The organism is Chryseobacterium glaciei, assembly GCF_001648155.1.
Classification (GTDB): domain Bacteria; phylum Bacteroidota; class Bacteroidia; order Flavobacteriales; family Weeksellaceae; genus Chryseobacterium; species Chryseobacterium glaciei.
Genome location: NZ_CP015199.1, coordinates 1,918,109 through 1,936,284, shown reverse-complemented (window position 1 = coordinate 1,936,284; position 18,176 = coordinate 1,918,109). Strand labels below are relative to the sequence as shown.

Sequence of the window (18,176 nt, the reverse complement as noted above, 5' to 3'; positions counted from 1 at the left end):
GGATTAATTTATTTTAAAAGTTGGTTGAAAGTATCACCTTGTCTGATGTCTCCGGTAGTATACCCTTTCATAAACCATTCTTTACGCTGTGCAGATGAGCCATGCGTAAAACTTTCCTGATTTACATATCCCTGAGATCTTTTCTGAATATTATCGTCTCCAACAGCTTGTGCAGCTTCAATGGCAGACTCAATATCTCCGGGTTCTAAAATATGTTCTCTAGAATCTGTTTTCTTAGCCCAAACTCCGGCATAGAAATCAGCCTGTAATTCGGTTGCAACAGAAACTCTGTTCATTTCGGTTTCAGAATATCTTCCGCTTCTTCTCAAGGCATCAACTTTTTGAGTTGTTCCTAAAAGAGTCTGTACGTGGTGACCAACTTCGTGAGCCAAAACGTAAGCAATCGTGAATTCAGTAACTTGTGCGCCAAATCGTTGCTGTAACTCATTAAAGAAACTCATATCCATGTAAACCGACTGATCTGCAGGACAATAAAAAGGTCCCATCGCAGATTGCGCAGTTCCACAACCGGATTGAGTAGTTTCTGTAAAAAGAATGATCTTTGGAGGAGTATAAGTCATGCCATTTTCCTTGAAAACCTGATCCCATGTTAGGATATTCCATTTTCCCATCATGTCGACCATTTCTCCAATTTTCTTGTCGTTGGCACTTAGTTCCCGTTGTTCGGTCTGAGTTTGTGGTGAAGACATGCTGCCGGAGCTTAATATGCTTGAAGGATCTCCTCCCAGAAAGAAGATGATAGCGGCAATAATTAAAGTTCCAAGTCCGCCGCCTACAATTGCACCGCCACTGCGTCCACCGCCTCCGCGACGGTCTTCAACGTTGCCACCTCTATCGTCTGTCCATTTCATAATGTGTTTAATTTTGTTAGTAAAGTTAAAAATATAAAATTAATATTAACATTAAATATTTACATGAAAAATTATCAATAAAAATATTTTCTGTAACCAAAATTAACGATTCAACTGATTGTTTTTTAACCAATAAGAAGTAGACTGATAAGCGGAAATTGTTTCATCAACAAGTTTTTGATTATGATCTTTTAAAATATTCTCATCATAATAAATATTGAATTGAGGTGATAATTTACCCGGTTTTTGTTTCACAGAATATTGTCTGATAATTCTTACAGGCGAAATGATCGTTAAATGATCATCTTTCACAAATCCAAGATCCTGATACGTTGCAATATAAGCTTTAGGCTGAAATTCACTTTTTAAGACATCCTGACCCAAGAATTTAGATTGATAATTAAAATTTAATAAACCAAAAACAGTTGGCATTACATCGATCTGAGACATCAGTTTATCAAATTTTTGAGGTTGAATAAATCCTTCAGAATAAACCATTGCAGGAATTTTATATTTATCCATCGGTAATTCTGTGTCTCCTGCGCTGGAAGCACAATGATCAGCGATAATTACGAAGACTGTATTTTTGTACCAATCTTGTTTTTTAGCCATTTCAAAGAACTTTCTAAGCGAATAGTCTGTATATTTTACTCCGCCTTCACGGGATTTTGCATTTCCGGGAATATCAATTCTTCCGTCAGGATAGGTAAACGGTCTGTGATTGGAAACGGTCATCCAGTGATTAAAGAACGGCTTTCCTGATTTTGCTTCAGCATTCATCACCTGAATTGCTTTTTTAGCCATATCTTCATCGGCAACGCCCCAAACATTGGCAAAAGAAATTTCTTCTGGTTTAAAATTATCTCTGTCTACAATTCCATATCCGTTTCCGGTAAAGAAATCCTGCATATTGTCGAAATAACTGTATCCGCCATATAAAAATTTCACATCATAACCTTTAGATTTGAAAACACTTCCGGTTGTGAATTTATTCTTATTATTTTCTCTTTTAATGATACTTTCTCCGGCTGTTGGAGGAATACAAAGTGTCAATGCTTCCAAACCACGAACGGTTCTGTTTCCTGTAGCATACAGATTGGTAAACATCATCGATTTATCTGCCAGACTATCCAAAAATGGAGTTAGCTTTTCTGTGTTCCCATAATGTTCCATAAAATCTGCGGATAGACTTTCAATGGAAATTAAAACTACATTTTTCTTTAATTCAGGCTGTTCTGAGGTGATATTTCTTGTTAAAGCCGGAGTAGAAAATTCACTTAAGAAATTCTTTTCAGCTAATTTTTGATCTATTTTAGGATAAAACTGAAAATAATCAAGTTCGTTGTGGGTAAACGCCCAGTAAAATTTAGGTAATCCGTTGGCTTCAATTTCTTCTGCGAAGACATTCGGAGAGGTTATTTTCGTTGTAAAACTTAATCCGAATAAACTTACAGCAACCAACAGAATGAAAGAACCTAATAAAATGAATTTCTGTTTCAAATTTGGAAGATCCAGAAGTTCTTTTCTTGTTTTTCTATAAATGAAGAACGTGATGGCAAGTCCAACAGCAAAAATAGAAAGGAATAAAGGAACAACAGGATAACTTTCCATGATGTTTCCGATAACTTCGTTGGTGTAAATAAGATAATCTACAGCGATGAAATTGTATCTCAAACCAAATTCATTATAAAAGAAATACTCACTTACCGCATTGAAAATGATGATTACCGAATACAAAAACAATATGATAAAGTAAAGAACATTTCTGATCTGAATTCTTTTGCCAGGTAAGAAAAGCATTAATCCAAAGAAGAGTATTTTTAACCCAATAAAAGCGAGGGCAATCTCTGCAATTGAGCCTCCATATTGTTTGAAAATATTGTTGGGAATAACGAGGATGTAAAGGAAAATAAGTATAAGTATTCCTAATATGATATGTCCGTAAGGCTTATCGTACTTCGAATTTGATAGAAATAAAAAGTACAGTGCTAAGAACACACTCGCAATGGTGAACACAAAAATGTCATTAATAATTCCGATCGATAATACTTTAATTATCTCAAAAAATCCAAAACTTGCGGTTGTTATGGGATGAAATAAGAAAACGAGTCTTATAACTAATGAAACTATAAGGTAAAAAATACCTAAATATAAAAAAGGTTTAATTTTTTGAGTAATCATCTGGTTGAATTATAAGTTGATTTTTCGCAAAGATACTTTTTGTTCACAATCATTTAATAAAAAATACGTAAACATCTTAATTATTAGGAGTTTTATAAATGGTTAATTTACCATTAAAAAATAAGTATCAGAGGAAAAAACCTGTTTTAATACGGGAAACAAGAGAGTTATCAATAAAAAAAGGACTATAAATAATAGTCCTTTTTGTTTTATGAATTTATAACGAATGTTAAAATTATGAGTGTCCGAAACCGATATTTCCGGTTTTTTCAGATAAATTCTTTTTAAAATCTACCATTCTTAATGCTGTAACAGCTGCTTCAACGCCTTTGTTTCCAAGATCACCACCGCTTCTTGCGATAGACTGCTCTTTTGTATCGTCTGTTAATACACAGAAGATAGTTGGAGTATCAGTTAAGATATTACAATCTTTGATCCCCTGAGCTACTGCCGAGCAAACGAAATCAAAGTGAGGAGTTTCTCCACGGATCACGCAGCCAATTGCAATTACTGCGTCGTATTTTCTTTCCTTGCAAAGCTGCATGCTTGCGTAGTTAAGCTCAAATGCTCCCGGAACCGGGAAAAGTTTAATGTTTTCAGCTTTTACGCCTTCTTTTTCAAGGATTTCCAAAGCTGCATCACGAAGATTGTATGTTACAAAATCATTCCACTCAGAAAAAACAATGCCGATAGAAAAATCTTCGGCATTAGTTATATGAAGTGGCTTGTAATCGGATAGATTAACTGTTGCCATTTTTTAGTAATATTTAGTCATTTCAATATAAGAATCAGACATTCCGTTGTCGTAGTCCTGATATTTTTCGTCAATTGCAGAAAAATATTTTTTAGCATCTGCGTTTTTCTTTAATCCTAAAGCTAAAATACCTGCTTTTCTTGTGAAATAGTAAGTAGTGTAAGGATCAGAAGATGCAGAAGATGCTTTGTCTAATAATGATAAAGCTTCATCATTCTTGTTAAGACCAGATTTAGCATCTGCCATTGCGCCAAATTTCATTGCCATCAATGTTTTGTTATCAGATGAAAATTGATCTAAAAGATCATAAGCTTCCTGAAATTTTCCTTCTTTGAATTTCAATAAACCAGCGTTATATCCGGCAAGTTTACCAACATTTGTAGAAGAATAATCGTTATAAGTACCAACAAAACCTGGGTTTGCAGCAGATTTTCCTCCTAAAGCTTCTTTATCTTTACCTTCCATAAGATTTTTCTGAGCAGAAAGGAAAGTTTTCATAGCTTCAACATTTTTAGGAGCTACAATAAATTGCTGATAAGCGAAAAACCCTAGAACACCTAAAACAAGTGCACCAAAAACAATACCTAGAGGCTTTGAATATTTCTCAAGAAACCTTTCTGTGTTTAAAGCCTCTCTGTCAAGGTCTTTAAAAAACTCTACTGTTTCTTTACCTTCTTGCTCGTGCTGAGCATTCTTTGTAAGTTTTGCCATAAATTCTTAAAAATTGAACTGCAAATTTAATTGTTTCTGAATGATTTACAAAATACTTTATGAGTATTATTAATAAAACTGTATCAAAGCTTTAGATAAATCATTTAAACTCTTGAAAAATTGCTTGTTTTTAGATTAAAAAAGATGCTCAACATTGTTCAGCATCTTTATATTTATACATTTTAATATTCTAAAATATGATAGATCTCGGAGTTAAATTTTTTTAATTTTTCATCACCATTAAGACCTGTAAGACCAATCAGGAAACTGAATTGAGTTACGGTTGCGCCTTGTTTTTCAACTAATTTAGCAGCGGCTTCTGTAGTTCCACCTGTTGCTAATAAATCGTCATGAATTAAAATTCTTTGTCCTTTTTTGATCTGTCCTTCGCGGGTTTCGATTACTGCACTTCCATATTCGAGATCATATTTTTCTGAAATGATGGGTGGAGGAAGCTTTCCTGCTTTTCTGATAAGAATAAACGGAACTTCTAGTGCTACCGCAATCGCAATTCCGAATAAATAGCCTCGGCTTTCGATTCCGCAGACTGCATCTACTTTTCCTTTACTGAAAGCTACCAAATCTTTAATAACATCTTCGTAAAGTTTTGGATCTAAGAAAATAGGAGAGATATCTTTAAACTGAATCCCCGGAATCGGAAAATCAGGAATATTTTCAATCGTATCTTCCAGTTTTTTGATGAGTTCTTTTGAAGCCATTTATGGGTTTATTTTATAGCTGGAAATTTTCCAGTCTCCGTTTACACTTTTAAGTCCGAAAGTTACCTTTAATGAAGTTGTTTTTCCATTTTTATCGGTAACATCGTAGGTTGCATTTACACTTGCATTGTTTGGATTGGTAGCGTTTGAGCTGATGTTTTTAACGCTAACATTTTTCACAGATCCAAAACCTGAAGTTGGGTTCGAGAAAGACTCATAACTTCCCCAATTTGGGTTGTTTGATGCATCAAAAGCCGCTTTTAGGTTTTGTGAACTTACGTTATTTAAAAACTTAGTTACTGTATTTTTAGGATCTGCAGTCGGTTGCTTTGGTGTAGCAGGCGTTGTAGTTGCCGCAGGATCTGTTGTTCCTGTTGTTGGAACTGTCGTCGTAGGATTATTCGGGTCAATAGCTGCAGGATCTTGGTTTACCGCTGTAGAATCTACTTTTGGTGGTGCAGGAACTTTCAATGCTGATGCATTAACATCCAGTCCGATTTTAGACATTTTGAACGTTTTTGCAGTTGTTTTTACAGAAACCGTGATGTCGATTTTATTGTCAACCACTTTTGAAGCAAGAAGAGATGAGAATTTAAGGTTAAATCCTTTGAAATTATTATCCTGCATCAGGTTTTTAGCGGTAGAAAGCCTTACTCCATTACTGAAAACCTCTAAAGTTGCTTCTAGACCGGCTCCGGTAAAGGCAACAGGATTTCCCGCATTATCTACCAATCTTGGAATAATTTGGATCGCAGTTGCGCCATTTCCGTCATCCGCAGAAGGTCTTGTGATGATGCTTAAAGAGCTCGCTTTAACGTCGTTTGGATCACTTTCTTTTGCTTTTTCGTCACCGAAGATATTCATTTCACCTAATGATGGTGGAGCAGTACTTGCCCATTCGATACCGTTTTTTTGAGCAACCTGATCGGCCATCGTCAAAATTTCGGGGACTTTTTTTCCGTTAACAAGCTTTCCAAGAGCTTTCAATTCGTTTACATCGCCATCAGCTTCTACTCCAAATGTTTTAAGAATATAAAGAGCTTCATTAAATTTTATCTGTTTAATGGTTGGAAGGCTAGAAGTCATATCATTGATACTAGACTGCAAAGTTTGTGTACTTGTAGCATCTACATGATCTTTCTTACATGCCGTGAAAAGCAATAAGCTGAAAATTAGTAGAAAAGAAAACTTTTTCATGTTTTTTTGGTTTGCTACAAATTTAATAAAACCTTTACGAAAAGACATTTTTTATTTTTTATTTTGTTGCTCTTTTAAATCATCTTTAAAAAATGAGCTAAAAACACTCTGCATATTCGGAAAATATGGTGTTTCCCAGAATTTTGACTGATAATTGCTGTTATCTGTTTTGAATTTCACTTTTTCGATATCATTCTCGTTGCTGAAGTTTAATTCTGTAGGATAGAAGTTGGTGTAAAGAATTAATTGATTGTAATCGGGTTCGCTTTTATGTTTCAGTTTTAAAAAATTGATCTCATTAAATTCTAATAAATCGCGCAATGTTTTTTTGCTTCCTTTTTCATAGGAGAGATTTAAGATACTTTTAATATCAAAAAATCTGTACCCGAACAATGCAAATTCTTTTTTCTGTAAGGCTTCACCTGTGATTTCGATTTGATCTTTCTGGTCACCTTTCAATTCTTTGATGGTAGATCTTTTACTTTTATAATCTAAAATATTTCCCACTTCTTTTAAATCCGGAACCTCCAGTGTTGCATCATAATCCCACATTGCAGTTTGTTTTTTTTCAAACTTTACATCTTCGAGTCTGTAAACTCTGTATTGTTCAACATTTGTGCTTTTCAGTTTCTTGGTTTTATTATCAAAAATATAAGTGACGATTCCGTCTGTATAGCAATTCAGTTTGTTGTTGACGGTTACATAAGAATTAAAATTTCCTTTTACAAAAATATATTTTGCAGGTTTATTATTTTTAATAACTACCGTTTCGATATCTTTTACTCTGTCATTAATTTTTATAACCTCTTTATCAAAATCTGAATAGGAGAGTGTGGCAACCGAAAAGTTATCATATATAATCTGAAATTTTTCCTGAGCCGGATCAATAGACTTTTTATCTATTTTTCCATCAATATCAGAAAAGGCAAGAATACTTCCGTCTTTTCCGAAAACCGAAACTTTGGGAAGTGGCTTATTTGTTTTCTCCGAAACAAAAGTAACAGACTGCGCATTGATCAACTGAAATGCAAAAACAAATAGAATGTAAAACAGATAACTTTTTTTCATAATAAATTTTTAATAGTTATATAACCAATCTAATGATAAGACGAAACAATTTTAAAAAAGTTGCCCGAAATGATGAATTCATTCCATAAAAAAAGACTGATTAATTAATAATCAGTCTTTTAAAGTTTTATTTTGTTACAAGTCCTTAGAAAGGATACTCATAAATTTCAGATTCATGTAAGAATGGGTTACCTGTAGGAATCAATTTAAGTTTAGCTAATGCAGAAAGCACTGTAAACATAAACAATCCAACTACAAATAATACAGCTCCTAATATTAGTAACAATACTTCCGGAGTGTTCCAGAAAGGTCCTACCGTTCCCGGCATAACCATATTGAAGTAATCTAATAAGTGACCTAAAATAACCACGATCGCCATTACTGTAACTACTCTGTAGTTTCTCTTGATGCTGCTACTTACTAATACCAATAATGGTAATAAGAAGTTGATGATCAACATTGGTAAGAAAGTAACACCATAGTGTTGGAATCTTCCGAAGAAGTAGTTAACCTCTTCCGGTACGTTTGCATACCAATAAAGCATAAACTGTGCGAACCATGTGTACGTCCAAAGCATACTTGTAGCGAAAAGGAATACTCCTAAATCATGCAAGTGATTGTCATTGAACTGTGGTAAGAAACCATTTTTCTTAAGATAAACACTTAATAAAATGATAACAGCAATACCACTTGATAAGCAGCTAACCATTGAATACCAGATATACATTGTAGAATACCAGTGAGGGTCAATAGACATCAACCAGTCCCAAGCCCAAGCTGCAGAAGCAAACCCGAAGAATGCGATATATCCAACAGCCCATCTGTAAAGGAACTGATACTCAACTAAAGATTTTGTATCATCTACTTTTTTAGACTGTGCTTTCAATTTCCATGCGAAGAATGATGCTCCGATAACGTAGATCAATGTTCTGATTGCATAGAAAGGAATATTTAAGAATCTTTTCTTTTCAAATAAGATCACATCAAAATGTGCAGAATTTGGATCTGTTAAATCCGGATCCATCCAATGGAATAAGTGACCTTGTTGGAAGATATTCAATAGCATTAAAATTACCAAGATTGCACCACCGTAAGGGATGTAAGAAGCAATAGCTTCCATTACTCTTGTAATAATAATTGGCCATCCTGCGTGAGCAGCGTGCTGAATACAATAGAAAAATAATACCGCGCAGCTTACTCCAAAGAAAAATACAGCCACAAAGTGTATTGCCGCTAAAGGCTGATTGTGAATCTGTAGTTCTGCATGCTCCAAGTGAGAAGCGTGATCCTGAGGACCAATCATTTCACTTGAATGTGTAGGAGCAGTATGACCGGAAGCATGAACAGCTTCCATCATTTGTTCTATTCTTTCTGTGCTAATTCCTTTATTCAAGAAAAAACCAATACCAAACAGAACTAAACCTACAACAAGAAGTATTAGAGAAGTTGATTTTAATTTTGGTGAAAAACTATACATTTCTTTTCTTATTTTTTAGTTTCGGTAGTAGTCTCTGTTGCAGCTGCAGCTGGTGTAGCTGTAGCCGTTGTAGCTGCTGCAGGTGCTGTTGCTCCTTTTTTGAAGGCGCTCATCACATACATTGCCACTCTCCATCTGTCTCCAGCGTTAAGCTGTCCAGCATAAGAACCCATCGCATTTCTACCGTTTGTTAATACATAATGAACAGATCCTACAGTAATTTCTCTATCAGCATAGTTTGGTACACCAGAGAAAGCACCGCTTTGTACAATTGGTCCTTGTCCATCACCTCCTGTTCCGTGACATGCAGCACAAGTATGGTCGAATAACATTTTTCCTCTTTCAATATCCTTAGCAGCGTTTGCCGGATTTAAAGGAGAAGCATTTAGTTTTTTAGATGCATCATAACCTGCGTTATATTCGTCTACATTTTTTGGAAGTAAACCTTCTTCAAAAACACCGTCACTATTTTGAGCAACCGATCCTTCTACAGGACCAAGACCTGTTGCAAAACTATTTTTAACAAATGCAGGAATTTCATTTTCATGATCTGAATACGCATCCTGAGCTTTCATCAATGGATCATAAGCTACAGGAAAGTACATATCCGGGAAATATACCAACGGAGTGTTTTCTTTCGGTCCGCAAGAATTAAGTAAAACTGTAGTTAAACCTAAAATTGCTGTAATTTTTAATACATTCTTTTTCATTTTAAGCGTCTTTAACAGTTATTTCTTCAACTCCGGTTTCAATAAGCAACTGCTTTACAGATTCTACATCTTCAGTTACAAACTCCATAAGGAATTTATCATCTGTAGTTCTAGGATCCGGGTTTTGTGCAGGAGCTCCAGGATACATTTTGTTTCTTACCAAGAAAGTTAATGACATCATGTGAGCGGCACAGAAAACCATCAATTCAAACATTGGAACTACGAATGCAGGCATATTGTGTGCCCAGTCAAAAGCAGGTTTACCACCAATATTTTGAGGCCAGTCATGATTCATCACATACCAAGTTACAGTAGCACCAATGGTAAGACCGTAAAGAGCATAGAAGAAAGCAGCATCAGAGATTCTAGTTTTCTTTAAACCTAAAGCTTTATCTAGTCCGTGAACCGGGAATGGAGTATAAACTTCGTTTATCGCAATCCCTTTATCGTTGAATGCCTTAACGCCGTTCATTAGATCGTCGTCATCAGCATAAAGTCCGTATACAATTTTAGTGGTGCTCATCTCCTTCTTTTGCTTTATAAGTTTCACCTGAGATTTTCAGAATTGATTTCAATTCGGCCTGTGCAATTACAGGGAATGTTCTTGCATATAGTAAGAATAATACAGAGAAGAATCCGATTGTTCCTAAGTATACACCTACATCAATGATCGTTGGCTTAAACATTGTCCAAGATCCAGGTAAGTAGTCTCTAGAAAGGTTGATAACGATAATATCAAAACGCTCGAACCACATACCGATGTTAATGATTAATGCAATAACAAATGTTGCAATAATATTTGTTCTTACTCTCTTAAACCAGAATAATGCAGGAATAATTAAGTTACAAGTAATCAATGCCCAGAAAGCCCACCAATAAGGACCAGTTGCTGCACCTGGAGAAAGATAAGTAAAGTCTTCAAATCTTGATCCTGAGTACCATCCGATGAAATATTCAGTTGCATAAGCTACAGTTACCATACCACCTGTTAAGATAATTACGATGTTCATAATTTCGATATGATACATTGTAATATAGTCTTCTAAGTGACAAACTTTTCTAGCGATCAACAATAGTGTTTGTACCATTGCAAATCCTGAGAAGATTGCTCCAGCAACGAAGTAAGGAGGATAGATCGTAGAGTGCCATCCTTTAATAACCGAAGTTGCGAAGTCAAAAGATACGGTAGTGTGTACTGAGAATACAAGTGGAGTTGCTAAACCTGCAAGAACCAAAGATAGTTCTTCGAATCTCTGCCAGTGTTTTGCTTTACCACCCCAACCGAATGCTAGGAATGTATATATTTTCTTTGTCCAAGGAGTTTTTGCTCTATCTCTGATCATCGCAAAGTCAGGGATTAATCCCATGAACCAGAATACGGTTGATACTGAGAAATACGTAGAGATCGCAAATACGTCCCAAAGTAGAGGAGAGTTAAAGTTCCCCCAAAGAGAACCAAACTGGTTAGGTAAAGGGAAAACCCAATATCCTACCCAAACTCTACCCATGTGGATAACAGGGAAGATTGCCGCCTGAACAACCGCGAAGATAGTCATCGCCTCAGCTGAACGGTTTACAGACATTCTCCAACGCTGTCTAAATAATAATAATACTGCGGAGATAAGTGTTCCGGCGTGACCGATACCTACCCACCATACGAAGTTGGTAATATCCCAACCCCAGTTAATAGTTCTGTTAAGCCCCCATGCTCCAATACCTGTTCCGATAGTATAAGCGATACAGCCGAATCCATAGATGAAAAGAACTAAGGCTGCATATAGTGATACCCACCATAATTTTCCTGCTCTTTCTTCGATAGGTCGTGCGATATCTTCCGTAATATCGTGATAAGTTTTGTGACCAATAATTAGAGGTTCCCTTATCGGAGCTTCGTAATGTCCTGACATTTTTTACCTATTTATTATTTAAACTTTATTTTTCTACTCTGTTTCTTACTTTAGTGTGATAGAACACGTTTGGCTTGGTTCCGATCTCTTCTAGTAAATAATATCTTCTGTTACTAGAATATAGTTTTCTAATTTCAGATTCTTTGTCATTCATGTCTCCAAACTTCATAGATCCTGTAGAACAAGCTGATGCACACGCAACAGAGTCTTGGAATTCATGGTCTGTAACTTTTCTTCCTTCTTTCTTAGCTGTAAGAATAGTTGCCTGAGTCTTTTGGATACACATTGAACATTTCTCCATAACCCCTCTTGTTCTTACAACAACATCCGGGTTAAGAACCATTCTTCCTAAATCGTTATTTTGATTAAAGTCGAATTTATCATTCAAGTTATATGTAAACCAGTTGAAACGTCTTACTTTATACGGACAGTTGTTTGCACAATATCTAGTACCAATACATCTGTTGTAAGCCATGTGGTTTTGACCTTGCTTACTGTGAGAAGTAGCCGCTACCGGACATACAGTTTCACATGGAGCGTGGTTACAATGCTGACACATTACCGGTTGGAAAATCACATCTGGACTTTCGTTTGGCTCGATTAAGATGTCGTATAAGTTAGGAACGTTAAGTCCTCTTTCAATACCTTCTTTAGTTTCGATCTTTTCTTTAGCAGAGTAGTAACGGTCAATTCTTAACCAATACATATCTCTAGACATTCTGATCTCTTCTTTACCTACAACAGGAACGTTGTTTTCTGCCTGACAAGCAATAATACATGCTCCACAACCAGTACAAGAGTTCAAGTCAACAGATAAGTTGAAGTGAGGACCATCTGTATCATCGAATGCATCCCAAAGGTCAATTTTACCTGCTGGAAGTGCACCGCTAATTGTGTGGTACTCCAAAGGCTTGTTCCATCCTTTGTGTTCGTCATCGAATGCTACGTTAATATATTCAGCTAAAGGAACTTCTTTAGCAATCTCGTAACGTCCCATTAGAGTATTCTGAAGCTGGATACCAGCAAACTCATGATCTTCACCTGTTTTTTCAATCTTAGCGTTTGAAATAGCTAAGTTAGAACCATCAAATAAAGGATAAGCATTTACACCTGTATCAGCAGTAGCTCCTGAGTTTTTCTTACCATATCCAAGCGCAAGACCAACTGATCCGTCTGCTTGTCCCGGCTGAATGAATACAGGAACATCTTTTATTGTTACTCCGTTTACAGTAAGGTTTACGATAGAACCATCTAACTGCATTCTAGCATTAAGATCGTTTTCAATACCTAATCTTTCTGCATCTTTAGGAGAAATTGTCAAGTAGTTATCCCAAGACATTCTAGTGATTGGATCTGGTAATTCCTGCAACCAAGGGTTGTTTGCCTGAGTACCATCTCCCATTGCAGTAGTAGTATATAATACTAATTCTAGATCGGAAGCTTTGAAGTTTCCTAATTCTGCAATAGCTTGAGCACCATTTCCACCTGCATAAGACAACATTGTTGCATTATTAGAAGGAACGATACCGTTGTATAAAGCTTTATTGAAAGAAGTTGCTCCTAAGATTGAAGCAGAACTTGCTTTTAAATAATCGTAATAGTTATTAGCAGCATTGTTTTTTCCATTTTTCCAAACCAATAGAGATTCTTCAATCTGTCTTGATTTGTAGATTTTTTGGATTGTAGGCTGCATTAATGTATAAACTCCAGTCTGAGGTTCCATATCACCCCAAGATTCTAGCCAGTTAGCTACAGGAATTACAGCTTTCGCTGCTTTGTACATTTCATTTTTCTTATCTGCAACAGCAACTACGCAAGCAACTTTAGATAAAGATTTTTTGAAATCTTCTCCTTTTGGATGAGAGTAGATAGGATCTACGTTGTTTGTAATTAATACTCCAACTTGTCCTGCATTTACCCATGCTAAGAATTCGTTATATCTTGCTTGGTCAAATTCTCTTAAGAAGTTCGCTTTACCAGTGAAAGCTACTGAACCTAATTTTTGGTTGATCAAGTGTGCAAGAACCTGAGCTCCTTTAGAACCGTCAGCCAATACAACTGCTTTGCTGCCTTTAGCTTGTAATTCTTTTACGATCTCAGAAGCAATCTTGTCAGAAGCAGCGCCTCCTCCTACGATTGCATTGTAAACTTCAACTAAAGTTTTGTTTACAGCACTTGGCTTTAATCTATATCTTGAGTCAGCATTAGCACCAGTTAAAGACATGTTTGATTCCACTTGGATGTGTCTCAACATGCTTGCTCCCGGTTTTCTTGCCTCAGCAAAAGAAGTTTCTAAACTTCCAGCGTTGTAATCTCCTAAGAAATCTGCCTGGAAAGAAACTACCAATTCAGAACCTTTAAGATCGTAAACTGGTAATGCTCTTTGTCCGAATACTTCTTGAGCAGCATCTAATCCTGCAGAGTAAGGGAAAGCATCAAAAGTTACAAGTTCAGCTGTAGGATATTTTGCTTTAAAATCAGCGAATAACTTTTTGAAAGTAGGTGAAGCAAAAGACTGAGATAAAAGAACGATTTTCTTTCCTGCTGCTTTAGCTTCTTCTAATCCTTTAAGAACGAAATCATCTACTTTATCGAAAGTTTCGTCTTTACCGTCTAGCTTAGGTTGCTTTACTTTATCATTATCATAAAGAGAAAGTACAGCCGCCTGAGCTCTAGCGTTAGTTTTACCTAAATCACCAGCAGCCGGGTTTGGATCAATCTTGATTGGCCTACCTTCACGAGTTTTTACTAAAACACTAGCGAAATCGAACCCATCAAAATATGTTGAAGCGTAGTAATTTGGAACCCCCGGAATAATATCATGAGGTTTTACTACGTAAGGAATCGTTTTAATTACCGGAGCTTCACAAGCAGCAAGCGTTACCGCCGCTGTAGAGAATCCTAGTAACTTTAAGAAATCTCTTCTTGAAGTACTTGATCCGTTTTGTTCAGCATCTCCAAGGAAATCTTCTACCGGAATTTCTTCCTGAAACTCTTTCTGAGCCAGCTTATTATTTAAAGCTGGGTCTTTAAGTTCATGAATACTTCTAAATTGTATTTTATTTGAAGCCATTTATACTTCTAATTTTTAGTTATTAATAATGACATTTACCACACTCAAGACCTCCAATTGCGTCTACAGTAATTTTACCACCATCTTTAGGGTATTGCTTCTTAAGCTTGTCATGTAGATTCTTGAAGTATTCTTTATTATAACCGTTGTTCATATCAACTTCAGTAGTTCTGTGACATTCAATGCACCATCCCATTGTGAAGTCATTAGCCATTTGAACAACATTCATTGTATCAATTTTTCCGTGACAAGCTTTACAAACAACATCAATTTTGTTTGTTGGATTCTTTTTATTGAAAGAATTAATAATTGCTTGTTCACCCGCTACTACGTGCTGAGAGTGATTAAAGTATACGAAATCCGGCATGTTGTGAATTCTCGTCCATTCTACTGGCTGAGTTTTACCTGTATACTGTTGTTTAGCAGGATCCCAACCTGTCGCAGCATATATTTTCTGGATTTCTCCGTCATAGAATGCTTTGTCTTTTCCTGGCTCCATGTAATCATTAGCTCCGTATTCAGAAATTGTTCTGTGACAGTTCATACAAACGTTCATAGAAGGAATCTCAGATACTTTACCGTATTTAGCACTAGAGTGACATAACTGACAGTCAATTTTCTGTTCCCCAGCGTGGATTTTGTGAGAGAAGTAGATAGGCTGTTCTGGCTTATATCCTTTGTAAACCCCGATCCACATGATCCAGTTCCAAATTCCATAAGTTGCCAAAATAGCTAGGATCGTTAATAATCCTTTACCTACATAATGGTATTTTTCATAGATTTCGCTGAAAGATTTAACTCTAGTTTCGTTAAGTCCAGCTAAGTCTTCAGATTGCCCTAATTTTACTAATTGTCTTAGTTTAATTAAGATCCAAACTAATAGAGCAGCAATTGCTAAAAGTGAAATAATAACTACACTTGTAGTAGTATTGCTTGCCGGAGCTGCTTGAGCTCCATCTGCTGCCGTTGCTGTTCCAGTGTCTTTTTTGACCTCTTCTACAGCCGGAGGATTAGTTGTAAAAGCTAAGATGTCATCAATATCCTTATCTGTAAGATTCGGAAACTGTAACATTTCAGTTTTATTAAATTTTTCAAAAATCTCATTGGCGTATTTGTCCCCAGAAGCTCTAAGAGCTTTGTTGTCTTTGATCCACTTGTGAAGCCAATCCTTGTCTACACCGCCTTCTGTCTTCACTCGTTCTACAACCCCTTTCAAAGGAGGTCCTATTACTTGTTTGTCCAGCGCGTGACATGCAGTACAATTCGCTTTGAAAAGTTTCTCTCCGTTTTTAGGATCGCCGTCTTGCCCGTAAATTGAAGCACTGGTTGATAGCAATAAGCCTATTGCGATCAACGTTTGTTTATAATGCTTTCTCCAACTAATCATTTAAATTATCTTATGTTAGTAAAATATTGAACCAATCAATCCCGCAAAAATAATATTTTTAACAGGAATTTAACGCCATAACGAGAGGGGAAAATATCATTTGTGGTTAATTTGTATTAATTCTAAATAACTTCGTTTGGCATAATTTTTTAATTTGTATAAATTTGCCGAAACAAGTTTAAATGAAAAATTTAATCAAAATATTTTCAGTATTATCATTATTAGGGTTTTATAATATTGGAGCACAGCAGGTTGTGAAGAAAGATACTTTGTCCGGAACAGAGTTAATCATGTCTATGGATCCGAAAGTGAGCGATGCTTTGGGGAATTTAGAGGATAAATGTTCCCGAGTAGTAACCAATAATTCATCAAGAGATAATGATGATGACACTTCTTATACGAAGCCAACAAAGATTTATGTTCCCAACAGAGAGCTTACAAATGCAGAGATTTGTAGAAAAAACCCTCGAATTTTAGGATATAAACTTCAAATTACGACTGTGAAGAGTAATGAAGAGGCTAATGAAGTGAAGTCTTATTTCAGAAGAAGATTCCCGAATTTGAAAGTTGAGACGGATGCTTCGCTAAGACCAAATTATAAAATTTTGGCGGGAAGTTATTTTACAAAACAGAGTGCTGCTTCGGATTTGTCTAAGGTTAGAGAGTATTTTAAATCAGCAATTCCTGTACAATACAGAATTTTCTGTGCAGAAGCGAAATAGAACTTTTTAGAAATATAGATACTAAAGCTGAGAATTTTCTCGGCTTTTTTTATTGATAATATTGATTTAAAAACCAGAAAAATTCTGTCATTCTTAAGTAATTACTGGAGGCTAAATAAGTAAATAAAAGACCTAAAATGATAGTTAAAAAAGAGAGTATTTTAGGTGATGATTTGTATGAATAAAACAGCCACCCCAACAGTAATGGATAGACAAAAACGAAGTGTCCACCGTAGATATAAGATGTGTGAAGCCCGAATCTCATGATGCAATGGATGATGATATCAATGAAAAAAGAGATCATTAATATCTGAACAAATTTGTTTTTGAAATTCCTGAAATAACTCCACAAAATCAATGTCAAAAGTATTGAAATAAATATGTACGGAATCCCAGAAGTATAAACATCCATAAATAAGCCTTTGAAATCGAAGCCTTTCATGTTGTGTTTATCACGAATGATAAAACTTGGAAATAAGATGTTTCCCCCAAAAAAATAAGATGAAATCATGTCCCAAATAGGAGTTGATTTTACATTGGAGAATTTTTCATATTGACTATTTGTCTTTGAAAAGATGGTTTTGTACTTAAAATCAATTCTATTTAAGTATAATAATATGAAACAGATGCAGGTTAATGTTATTCTGAAAACAGCATTTCCGAATTTCTTCCAATTTTTAAAAAGCCCTTTTTCAAATACTACTGGGATAAAAACTTTTACAATGTTTGTGACAGTGAGTCCTCCAATAGAAATTCCGGCTAAAATTAGAGGTATCGCGGGGATTTTTTCTTCTTTTTTAATTTTTATAGCTGCATAATAATTAAATAGAGTCAGTAAGAATAAAGTATACGTAAAGTTTTCGGGAGTAAAAGAAAGGATAATGTTTGTTGAAAATAGTCCAAAAAAGAAAGTTATTAATAGGCTAAAGAATAATGGAAGGCTGATGATATTTTTGAGATACTTAAAAACCTGAACGATACTTGAACTGATGACTAAATTACTAAACCAAGCTAGAGTGAGTCTAAATGTATCGTTTGTTTTTCCACCTGAAATGAGTAAAGCTAATTCTCTTATCCAATTGAAAAAATAGTAGGCTAGAGGATGTCTTTCGAAGCTTCCGCCTGTCATTATAATTGAGCGGTTGTCAAAGCTAAAATAGGCATCCCAAGGAATTCTGTCGTCAAAAATTATTCTGTAATTGAGAGCAATATATGAACCCAAAATTCCATAGCAAATAATGAAAAATGCAAAAATGCCCAATTCAATAAAGCTTGATGGGAATATTAATTTTAAAAGGTTAATTAATTTAGATTTGAAAGCCACTTGTTATCAATTTTTTGCAAATGTAAAAATAAAAAGCTCACCAAATTGGTGAGCTTTAAAAAGATTATATGGTG

Annotated in this window: 15 protein-coding genes; 1 reads left to right on the top strand and 14 read right to left on the bottom strand. The window is 35.4% G+C overall.

Going from position 1 to position 18,176, the window contains the following annotated elements:
* Positions 1-8 precede the first annotated feature (8 nt).
* The 13 genes from ypfJ to A0O34_RS08535 form a co-directional block, all read right to left on the bottom strand.
* Complete coding sequence (gene ypfJ / locus A0O34_RS08595; RefSeq protein ID WP_066753756.1) at positions 9-872, bottom strand: KPN_02809 family neutral zinc metallopeptidase; 864 nt, start codon at positions 870-872, stop codon at positions 9-11.
* 102 nt (positions 873-974) lie between these two features.
* The gene (locus tag A0O34_RS08590; protein ID WP_066753754.1) at positions 975-3,053 is read right to left on the bottom strand and encodes an LTA synthase family protein; all 2,079 of its coding nucleotides are present in this window, start codon (positions 3,051-3,053) and stop codon (positions 975-977) included.
* A gap of 235 nt (positions 3,054-3,288) precedes the next feature.
* Positions 3,289-3,807: a 6,7-dimethyl-8-ribityllumazine synthase gene (gene ribH / locus A0O34_RS08585; protein ID WP_066753753.1), complete on the bottom strand. Its 519-nt coding sequence runs from the start codon at positions 3,805-3,807 to the stop codon at positions 3,289-3,291.
* 3 nt (positions 3,808-3,810) lie between these two features.
* Positions 3,811-4,518: a YfgM family protein gene (locus A0O34_RS08580; RefSeq protein ID WP_066753752.1), complete on the bottom strand. Its 708-nt coding sequence runs from the start codon at positions 4,516-4,518 to the stop codon at positions 3,811-3,813.
* Between the two features lie 182 nt (positions 4,519-4,700).
* Positions 4,701-5,237, bottom strand: coding sequence for an adenine phosphoribosyltransferase (locus tag A0O34_RS08575; protein WP_066753751.1), 537 nt, complete (start codon positions 5,235-5,237; stop codon positions 4,701-4,703).
* Positions 5,238-6,434 (bottom strand): NTF2-like N-terminal transpeptidase, encoded by a 1,197-nt coding sequence (locus tag A0O34_RS08570; protein ID WP_066759586.1) that lies wholly within the window; start codon positions 6,432-6,434, stop codon positions 5,238-5,240.
* 51 nt (positions 6,435-6,485) lie between these two features.
* On the bottom strand, positions 6,486-7,502 hold the full coding sequence (locus tag A0O34_RS08565; RefSeq protein WP_066753749.1) for a hypothetical protein: 1,017 nt from the start codon (positions 7,500-7,502) through the stop codon (positions 6,486-6,488).
* Positions 7,503-7,647: 145 nt separating this feature from the next.
* Positions 7,648-8,979, bottom strand: a complete 1,332-nt coding sequence (locus A0O34_RS08560; RefSeq protein ID WP_066753747.1) for a quinol:cytochrome C oxidoreductase — start codon at positions 8,977-8,979, stop codon at positions 7,648-7,650.
* An 8-nt stretch (positions 8,980-8,987) separates the two neighbouring features.
* Positions 8,988-9,689, bottom strand: coding sequence for a c-type cytochrome (locus A0O34_RS08555; RefSeq protein ID WP_066753745.1), 702 nt, complete (start codon positions 9,687-9,689; stop codon positions 8,988-8,990).
* A 1-nt stretch (position 9,690) separates the two neighbouring features.
* Positions 9,691-10,212: a DUF3341 domain-containing protein gene (locus A0O34_RS08550; protein ID WP_066753743.1), complete on the bottom strand. Its 522-nt coding sequence runs from the start codon at positions 10,210-10,212 to the stop codon at positions 9,691-9,693.
* Positions 10,199-11,596 carry an NrfD/PsrC family molybdoenzyme membrane anchor subunit gene (gene nrfD, locus A0O34_RS08545; RefSeq protein ID WP_066753741.1) on the bottom strand — a complete coding sequence of 466 codons (1,398 nt, stop codon included), beginning with the start codon at positions 11,594-11,596 and terminating at the stop codon, positions 10,199-10,201. Before nrfD ends, A0O34_RS08550 begins: the two co-directional genes overlap by 14 nt.
* A gap of 25 nt (positions 11,597-11,621) precedes the next feature.
* Positions 11,622-14,669 (bottom strand): TAT-variant-translocated molybdopterin oxidoreductase, encoded by a 3,048-nt coding sequence (locus A0O34_RS08540; protein WP_066753739.1) that lies wholly within the window; start codon positions 14,667-14,669, stop codon positions 11,622-11,624.
* A gap of 22 nt (positions 14,670-14,691) precedes the next feature.
* Positions 14,692-16,056 (bottom strand): c-type cytochrome, encoded by a 1,365-nt coding sequence (locus A0O34_RS08535; RefSeq protein ID WP_066753737.1) that lies wholly within the window; start codon positions 16,054-16,056, stop codon positions 14,692-14,694.
* 182 nt (positions 16,057-16,238) lie between these two features.
* On the opposite strand from A0O34_RS08535, the gene A0O34_RS08530 reads away from it, so the two are divergent.
* Positions 16,239-16,778: a sporulation protein gene (locus tag A0O34_RS08530; RefSeq protein ID WP_066753735.1), complete on the top strand. Its 540-nt coding sequence runs from the start codon at positions 16,239-16,241 to the stop codon at positions 16,776-16,778.
* A gap of 49 nt (positions 16,779-16,827) precedes the next feature.
* Here the strand turns inward: A0O34_RS08530 and A0O34_RS08525 are convergent, their stop codons facing one another.
* Complete coding sequence (locus A0O34_RS08525; RefSeq protein ID WP_066753733.1) at positions 16,828-18,102, bottom strand: DUF6080 domain-containing protein; 1,275 nt, start codon at positions 18,100-18,102, stop codon at positions 16,828-16,830.
* Positions 18,103-18,176: the final 74 nt, after the last annotated feature.

What these genes read in the sequence shown, in the direction of transcription:
- ypfJ (WP_066753756.1), bottom strand. Translation starts at nt 872, where the DNA reads ATGAAATGGACAGACGATAGAGGTGGCAACGTTGAAGACCGTCGCGGA.
- A0O34_RS08590 (WP_066753754.1), bottom strand. Translation starts at nt 3,053, where the DNA reads ATGATTACTCAAAAAATTAAACCTTTTTTATATTTAGGTATTTTTTAC.
- ribH (WP_066753753.1), bottom strand. Translation starts at nt 3,807, where the DNA reads ATGGCAACAGTTAATCTATCCGATTACAAGCCACTTCATATAACTAAT.
- A0O34_RS08580 (WP_066753752.1), bottom strand. Translation starts at nt 4,518, where the DNA reads ATGGCAAAACTTACAAAGAATGCTCAGCACGAGCAAGAAGGTAAAGAA.
- A0O34_RS08575 (WP_066753751.1), bottom strand. Translation starts at nt 5,237, where the DNA reads ATGGCTTCAAAAGAACTCATCAAAAAACTGGAAGATACGATTGAAAAT.
- A0O34_RS08570 (WP_066759586.1), bottom strand. Translation starts at nt 6,434, where the DNA reads ATGAAAAAGTTTTCTTTTCTACTAATTTTCAGCTTATTGCTTTTCACG.
- A0O34_RS08565 (WP_066753749.1), bottom strand. Translation starts at nt 7,502, where the DNA reads ATGAAAAAAAGTTATCTGTTTTACATTCTATTTGTTTTTGCATTTCAG.
- A0O34_RS08560 (WP_066753747.1), bottom strand. Translation starts at nt 8,979, where the DNA reads ATGTATAGTTTTTCACCAAAATTAAAATCAACTTCTCTAATACTTCTT.
- A0O34_RS08555 (WP_066753745.1), bottom strand. Translation starts at nt 9,689, where the DNA reads ATGAAAAAGAATGTATTAAAAATTACAGCAATTTTAGGTTTAACTACA.
- A0O34_RS08550 (WP_066753743.1), bottom strand. Translation starts at nt 10,212, where the DNA reads ATGAGCACCACTAAAATTGTATACGGACTTTATGCTGATGACGACGAT.
- nrfD (WP_066753741.1), bottom strand. Translation starts at nt 11,596, where the DNA reads ATGTCAGGACATTACGAAGCTCCGATAAGGGAACCTCTAATTATTGGT.
- A0O34_RS08540 (WP_066753739.1), bottom strand. Translation starts at nt 14,669, where the DNA reads ATGGCTTCAAATAAAATACAATTTAGAAGTATTCATGAACTTAAAGAC.
- A0O34_RS08535 (WP_066753737.1), bottom strand. Translation starts at nt 16,056, where the DNA reads ATGATTAGTTGGAGAAAGCATTATAAACAAACGTTGATCGCAATAGGC.
- A0O34_RS08530 (WP_066753735.1), top strand. Translation starts at nt 16,239, where the DNA reads ATGAAAAATTTAATCAAAATATTTTCAGTATTATCATTATTAGGGTTT.